The sequence below is a fragment of the Streptomyces sp. NPDC057271 genome (genome assembly GCF_042668715.1).
In the GTDB taxonomy this organism is placed as follows: Bacteria; Actinomycetota; Actinomycetes; order Streptomycetales; family Streptomycetaceae; genus Streptomyces.
In genome coordinates, this window is record NZ_JBHUYJ010000063.1 from 14,918 (window position 1) to 21,246 (window position 6,329).

Consider the following 6,329-nt stretch of genomic DNA (forward strand, 5'->3'; position numbering starts at 1 on the left):
GGAGACGCCCCCCCCCCGGAGGCGGCGCACCCTCCCCCCCACGCCAGTTGATCCCGCGGTCAGCCGATCTCGGCGCCGAAGGTCGACAGTGCTTCGGTCACGGGCTGGAAGAACGTCTCCCCACCCGAGGAGCAGTTGCCGCTGCCACCCGAGGTGAGTCCGATCGCTGTGTCACCGGCGAAGAGCGAGCCGCCGCTGTCACCGGGCTCCGCGCAGACCGAGGTCTGGATGAGGCCCTCGACGATGTCGCCGTTGCCGTAGTTCACGGTCGCGTCGAGACCGGTGACCTCACCTTCGTGGACCTGGGTGGTCGAGCCGCTGCGCCGCACCTGCATACCGACCGTGGCGTCGCCCGCCTTGGTGATGGGCTGGACGCTTCCGTTGTAGAGGTTGACCTCGCTCGGGTGCGGGGTGTCGCCGTTGTACTTCACCAGCGCGAAGTCGTCCCCCGGGAACCGGGAGTCGACCATCGAGCCGATCGACGCGCCGCCGGCCGAGTCGGACCACTCGCTGCCGGTCTCGCCGCAGTGTCCGGCCGTGATGAAGTGCGGCTCGCCGCCCTTCACCACGTTGAAGCCGAGCGAACAGCGGCCCCCACCCGAGTGGATCGCGTCGCCACCGGAGACGAAGGGCTTGAACTCACCGGCGGTGCGCTTGAGTTCCGCCTTGCCGCCGAGGCCCTTCACGACCTGCCGCAGGGTGGTGAGCTCGGCGCCCGAGACGGTGCGGTCAGCCGTGACGATCACCTTGTTGGTGACCGGGTCCGTGGCCCAGGAGGTGCCCGGGATGGTCGCCTTCTCGGTCAGGGTCTCCCGTGCGTCGGTCAGTTCGGCCAGGGTGTTCTCGACGATGCGGGGTTTGGCGCCCGCCTCGCGTACGGTCCGGGCGGCGTCCTCGGACACCACGTTCACGACGAGCGCCTTGGCTGCGGCGTCGTAGTAGGTGCCGGCCTCGGCCGTGCCGAGGTCCACCTTGAGCGAGAGGGCGAGCGTTCCGGCGGCCGGCGCGGTCAGCGTCTTGACGGAGAACTGCTCGGTGCTGTCGCTGGCGTTCGCACTCTGGAACGTGATACCGGCCACGACGAGCGCGGCGACCGCGCCACCCGCTACGACGGTCTTGCGCCTGGTTATGCGACGGTGCTTCAAAATTGACCTCCTGTGGGGGCCGTGCCCGGACGATGAGGGGTGTCCGGGTACGGAGGATGACCCGCCGCACTATTCCGACGCGTCACAGTCGCACACAAGAGCCCATTGCAGACGCACACGCGACAACTCGCGTGCGTTCACAGGTTCTTCACGCCATCGCCCTGTCGGGGCAGGGGTTCCTCCACTCCGGCGGACGTCCGAGCGGCGGGTCCCGTCACTGTCTCCGCCACGGGGTGGTTGCCGGTTCAGCAGCCGCCCCAGTCGTAGAAGGTCACGTACCAGTGGTTGCCCTCGGCGGCGTAGACGTTGCCGACACCGGACCTGCACTGCGGAGCACCGTGGTTCGTCGCGCAGGTGGCCTGGAAGAAGTCGAGCGGGCACGGGGCGTGCCGGGAGAAGAACTGTCGGGCTTGTGGCAACCGGTTGAGGCAGGGGGCAAGACCGCAGCCGGTGTACTGCTTCCGCCTCCGCCTCATGTGGTCACGCGAGCCGCATGATCTCGTCTCGTCGCACCCTGCGGCCGACGCTCACAGTCCACAACCAACGGTCTCCCGCGTCTCTGCCGGGGCTACTTGCCCGCCAGCCCCAGATTGGCCCCGCTCCGCAAGTCCGGGAACCCCTGCGCGATGACAGCAGCCGGCTCCAGGCATGCCTTGCGCGTGTCCGCTGCCGTCGGGCCCGTGGCACAGCCCAAGGCTCCGTAGGTTCGCACTGCGGCCCGGAGCTTCCGGGCGACGGAATCGAGCGTCGCGAACCCCTGGCCCCCATTGATCTCGCGCAAGGCCAGGCCGGCGGCCTCGGATGTGGCATCGGCTGCTGCCTTGCACTTCACAGTGAACATCAGAGCCGACGACGTCGAGCAGGGCGAGTTCGTGCCCGAACCGAACTGCTGTTCATCCATCGAGATGCGCTCCTCAACGGCGAGCTTCACCTTCTCGGCGGCCTGCGCCTTCGCCGTGACGGGCTCAATCGACGGCGAGGAGGAGGCCGAAGGCCGGTCCGAGCGATTCACACCTTCAGAATCGTCGCATCCCGTGATGAGTACCCCTGACAGACCCACCACGGCCACCGCTCGCAGCGCTTGCCACTTCATCATCCGCTCCCCCTCCGAACTGTCGCGTCACCCTACCCAAGAGGTCATTCAAGATCGGAGAGCCTTCAGAACCAGGTACTGAGGGTACGGGCGCCTTGGGTGGTGGCGAGGTTGCGCGGTTCGAAGGAGGTGCGGGTGGGGTTGTTCCAGTCGGAGCAGCCGCCGGACGAGGACCGGGTGATCCCGGAGCAGCGGAGCCGCCGCTGCTCGCTCTGGGCTCGTGGGTCCGGTTCGACGTGGTACCGCTGAAGACCGTCCGTCGATCGCCACGTCGAGACCGTCACCCGGCCCACCGCGCGGTCGAGATGGTCCCGGCTGAGCCGGTTCCTGCTTATCACAGCCGTACGGGTGAGCCGCATGGCGCCGTTCCCGGCGCGTACGTCGAGCAGACGCGTGTGGTTGACCCGGCCCGGCGCGTGGCCCCACCGATGGGCCGGCCGTCGCCCTCGGTCAGCCGGAAGTGGGGCCTGGCGAGTGCCCCCTTGGAGACGAGGTCGAGGCCGGCAGGGACCGGCCTGCGAAGTCCTGGAGGACGTACGCGAGAGCTCCGTGCTCGTGCAGGTGTGCCAGGACCGTGCCGTCCTCGGCCACCACCTGCAGCCTGGGACCGTGAAAGCGGCGCAGTACCGGCCGCCTCGGCTCGGCGGGGAGCAGCGTGCCGAGGGTGAACAGCTCGTGCACCGGGCTCGTCTCCTCGCCGCTCTGCCGCGGCCTCTCCACCGTCACTCCTGCCGCCGCCCCGAGTATGGCCGGTCATGCACGGTGCCGAGTAGCGCCGTGCGCCGCCGAGTCGTCTCGCGCGCCGACCGTGCCGGCCCGCCCTCGGCGGAGTCGTCGTGAGCCGCCGGCCGCGCACCGGTGTGCGGCCGTGCGCCACGCATGCGTCACGGACTGCCGGGCCGCGTGGGTCGCGGAGGCCGTGTCTGCGGGCAACCGCGGGGGCGCCCCGATGTGGACGTGCAGGCGGGGCCGGCGCAGCGGCGCGGTCAGCAGTCCGGCGAGCTGCTTGATGGCGCCGCCCGAGGTGATGCGGCGGGCACCGGCCTGGCCGAGTGGGACCAGCGGTACCCCGGCGGCCGCCGCCAGCCGGGCGGGCCCGCTGCGGAAGGCCTGCGGCGGCGCGTCCGCCGAGTCCGGGCGGTCCGGGATGCAGCCCTCGCCGTAGACCAGGACGTAGCGTCCGGCGCGCAGGGCGGCCTCCGCTCCGGTCAGGGCCTCGGCGGCCCGGGCGGTCCCCCGGCGCACCGGCACGTATCCCTCGCGGGTCAGGGCGCGACCCAGCAGCGGGACGCGCCAGAGGCCGGCCGCGCAGAGCACGACGGGCTCGATGCCCATACGGCGCAGGGCCGCGAGGACCACGAGAGGGTCGGCGAGGCTGGTGTGGTTGGCGACGATCACGGCGCCGCCCTCGGGCACCCGCGGGACGTCGGTCGTGACGGCCAGCCTTCCCAGGACGGGAACGACTGCGGAGGCGAGGCGACTGAGCATGCGGGGCCTTCCTGACTGACGATCGCGGGGTGCGGGCCCCATCGTCGGACCGCGACCCCGCCGTGGGCCTGAGCGCCCGTACTCATCCGCGCTCAGGCCCTCGGCCCCACGGCTGAGTACGTGTCACATCGCAGGCCACGCCCCGACCGGGCCTTGGTCCCCGAACCGCGTCGAACTCCGGTTCCAGGAAAGGCAGATGCGGCTCGCCTGAACACGCGCCGCCTCCCGCGCGTACAGACGGTCGGGTCCCGGTCGGCGGGGCCGTACTGGTCGAAGCGGCGCGGCGGCACGACGAAGGAGCGGGATGAAGCACGCACGACGGGGCGTGAGGCGGGTGATGCGGCTCGCCGCCGCAGGCGGGCTGGTCTGCGGTTCGTTGATGGTCACGCACGCGGTGGCCGGCGAACCGTCAGGAGCGGGCACGGGCACGGTCGGGACACTCAGGGCGGGAGGTGACCAGGCTCGATCGGCGGCGGAGGTCGTCACCCGGCTCGGCGACACCCGCACCGCCGGCAGCTGGACCGGCACGGACGGCCGGGCGGTCGTCGGGGTGACCGACGCCGCCGCGGCCGCCGAGGCCAGGCGGGTGGGCGTCGCGCCGAAGATGGTCCGCTACAGCATGGACCGCCTCCGCGCCGCGACCGAGACCCTCGCGGCGCAGCCTCGGGTCCCGGGCACCGCATGGGTGACGGACTACTCCTCCAACCGGATCGTCGTCCGGGCCGACAGCACCGTCTCCGCCGGCGACTGGGCGCGCCTTTCCGGGGTGGCCGGGAGCATCGGGGACGTCGTGCGGATGGAACGTACGGAGGGCAGGTTCACCACCCGGGTGAGCGCGGCGGCCCCCATCTTCACGGACGGCGGCCGGTGCTCGGCCGGCTTCAACGTCACCGACGGCCGTGACGTGTACATCCTGACCGCCGGACACTGCGGCGGCACCGGCACGACATGGTTCCGGAACCCGGACGACTCCCGCCCACTCGGCACCACCGTCACCGCCGACTTCCCGGGCGGTGACTTCGCCCTCGTACGGTACGAGGACGGCGCGTCGCTCGACGGCGCCGACATGGTGACGCTCGACGGGCGGCGGAGCGTACGGATCATCGGCGCGGCCGAGCCGGTCGTCGGCCAGCAGGTCTTCCGCAGCGGCAGCACCACCGGGCTGCGCACCGGCCGGATCACCGCCCTCGACGCGACCGTCAACTACCCCGAGGGCACCGTCACCGGGCTGATCGAGACCACGGTCTGCGCGGAACGCGGCGACAGCGGCGGCCCCCTGTTCTCCCGGGGGCTCGCCCTCGGCGTGACCTCCGGCGGCAACGGCAACTGCGCGCGGGGCGGCATCACCTACTTCCAGCCCGCGGTGACGGCGATGCAGACGCTCGGGGTGCGGCTGGTCGGCCCCACCGCGGACCCCGGCCGGCAGCCGAGTCCCGGCCTGCCCTCCTCCCCCACGCCCGACGTCCCCTCCGACGACTCCACCACGGACTCCCCCTCACCGCGCCCCACGTCGTCGGCGGACGCCCAGGCAGCTCCGCCCGGAGCGCCGCCGGGGGCGGACGGCACCGAGGACGGATCGGGTGCGGGCGTCGTCTCCGGGATCGCGGACGACTTCGGGCCCCTCGGCGGTGTGGCGCCGGGCCTCGGGGTGGTCGCGGTGAGCCTCGTCCTGCTGTTGATCAGCCGCTGGATCGAGGCCAGGCAGGGGCGGCGCAACTACCAGGAGTACTACTCCCAGAACTGGGCCTGAGCCCTGCGGCGGACCGGGGGGTTGATCACCACCAGTAGGCGGGGTACCTCGGTGAGGTGCGGCGGATGCGGGAGCCGGCGTACCCGGTCAGCACGAGAAGGACGGTCGAGCCGAAGAGGAGGGGGACGAAGCGGGCGGGTGCGGGCGTCTGGAGCACGATGACGACGGCCGTCGCGCAGGCGGCTGAGTGCGGTGTACGCGCGAAGGTGGTCAGCGCCAGCGTGAGGCCGGCGGCGACGGCCGCGGTCCACGCGTTGCCGCCTCCGACGGCCAGGGCGGCGTATCCCGTGGCGGCGCCGAGGAGGTGGCCGATGACGACGCTGCGGGGCTGGGCCAGGGGCAGTGTCGGCGCGGCGTGCACCAGAGCGGCGCTGGCGGCCAGCGGAGGTATCAGTACCGGTTCGTGGATGACCGCGCCGATCGCGACCAGTGTCAGCAGAACGGCTGTCGCCGCGCTCACGCTGTGGAACGCGGCCACCGGCGTGGGCCTGGCCGGCGCGCGGCCGGTGAACCGGGCGGGGCGGGGAACGTCGGCGGTGGCTCGGGTGGGCTGGGGACGCGAGGGGGCGTCGGTAGTCATCTGGTGCTGTTTCCGTGGCAGGCGGCCGATGGCCGGACGGGGCGGTGGCGGTACGACGGACGCGAGGATGTCCTGGGGCTCTGTGATCGACAGCCGGCCCGGCCCTGCGCATCGCCCTGGTGCGGCGGCGCGACCGTCCACGACTCTAACCTGCGGGTTTGCCGTCGTTCGTCGCGGGGTCGGCGACCGGCGACACGAAAACGGCCGCCCGCTGTGTGGGCGGGCGGCTCGTGGTCGTACGAAGGGAACGGGGTACCGCGTCCCGGCCGCGGG

Annotated in this window: 8 protein-coding genes; 1 reads left to right on the forward strand and 7 read right to left on the reverse strand. The window is 72.3% G+C overall.

Features of this window, described 5'->3' with window-relative positions; translation table 11 throughout:
* Positions 1-59: 59 nt before the first annotated feature.
* The 6 genes from ACFUJR_RS25480 to ACFUJR_RS25505 form a co-directional block, all read right to left on the reverse strand.
* Complete coding sequence (locus ACFUJR_RS25480) at positions 60-1,145, reverse strand: S1 family peptidase (RefSeq protein ID WP_383163467.1); 1,086 nt, start codon at positions 1,143-1,145, stop codon at positions 60-62.
* A 245-nt stretch (positions 1,146-1,390) separates the two neighbouring features.
* Complete coding sequence (locus ACFUJR_RS25485) at positions 1,391-1,621, reverse strand: hypothetical protein (protein WP_383163465.1); 231 nt, start codon at positions 1,619-1,621, stop codon at positions 1,391-1,393.
* Between the two features lie 92 nt (positions 1,622-1,713).
* The gene (locus ACFUJR_RS25490) at positions 1,714-2,241 is read right to left on the reverse strand and encodes a hypothetical protein (protein ID WP_383163463.1); all 528 of its coding nucleotides are present in this window, start codon (positions 2,239-2,241) and stop codon (positions 1,714-1,716) included.
* A 62-nt stretch (positions 2,242-2,303) separates the two neighbouring features.
* Positions 2,304-2,576, reverse strand: coding sequence for a hypothetical protein (locus ACFUJR_RS25495; RefSeq protein ID WP_383163476.1), 273 nt, complete (start codon positions 2,574-2,576; stop codon positions 2,304-2,306).
* 112 nt (positions 2,577-2,688) lie between these two features.
* Positions 2,689-2,958 (reverse strand): hypothetical protein, encoded by a 270-nt coding sequence (locus ACFUJR_RS25500; protein WP_383163462.1) that lies wholly within the window; start codon positions 2,956-2,958, stop codon positions 2,689-2,691.
* Between the two features lie 33 nt (positions 2,959-2,991).
* The gene (locus ACFUJR_RS25505) at positions 2,992-3,726 is read right to left on the reverse strand and encodes a lysophospholipid acyltransferase family protein (protein ID WP_383163460.1); all 735 of its coding nucleotides are present in this window, start codon (positions 3,724-3,726) and stop codon (positions 2,992-2,994) included.
* 304 nt (positions 3,727-4,030) lie between these two features.
* Between ACFUJR_RS25505 and ACFUJR_RS25510 the strand changes: the two genes are divergently transcribed.
* A complete protein-coding gene (locus tag ACFUJR_RS25510) occupies positions 4,031-5,476 on the forward strand; it encodes a S1 family peptidase (RefSeq protein ID WP_383163458.1) in 1,446 nt (481 codons plus the stop codon).
* Positions 5,477-5,501: 25 nt separating this feature from the next.
* Here the strand turns inward: ACFUJR_RS25510 and ACFUJR_RS25515 are convergent, their stop codons facing one another.
* Positions 5,502-6,056, reverse strand: a complete 555-nt coding sequence (locus ACFUJR_RS25515; protein WP_383163456.1) for an HPP family protein — start codon at positions 6,054-6,056, stop codon at positions 5,502-5,504.
* Positions 6,057-6,329: the final 273 nt, after the last annotated feature.

Bases quoted from the DNA above. Each gene is read 5' to 3' on its own strand.
- ACFUJR_RS25485 (WP_383163465.1), bottom strand. From the start codon at position 1,621: ATGAGGCGGAGGCGGAAGCAGTACACCGGCTGCGGTCTTGCCCCCTGC.
- ACFUJR_RS25505 (WP_383163460.1), bottom strand. From the start codon at position 3,726: ATGCTCAGTCGCCTCGCCTCCGCAGTCGTTCCCGTCCTGGGAAGGCTG.
- ACFUJR_RS25490 (WP_383163463.1), bottom strand. From the start codon at position 2,241: ATGATGAAGTGGCAAGCGCTGCGAGCGGTGGCCGTGGTGGGTCTGTCA.
- ACFUJR_RS25515 (WP_383163456.1), bottom strand. From the start codon at position 6,056: ATGACTACCGACGCCCCCTCGCGTCCCCAGCCCACCCGAGCCACCGCC.
- ACFUJR_RS25510 (WP_383163458.1), top strand. From the start codon at position 4,031: ATGAAGCACGCACGACGGGGCGTGAGGCGGGTGATGCGGCTCGCCGCC.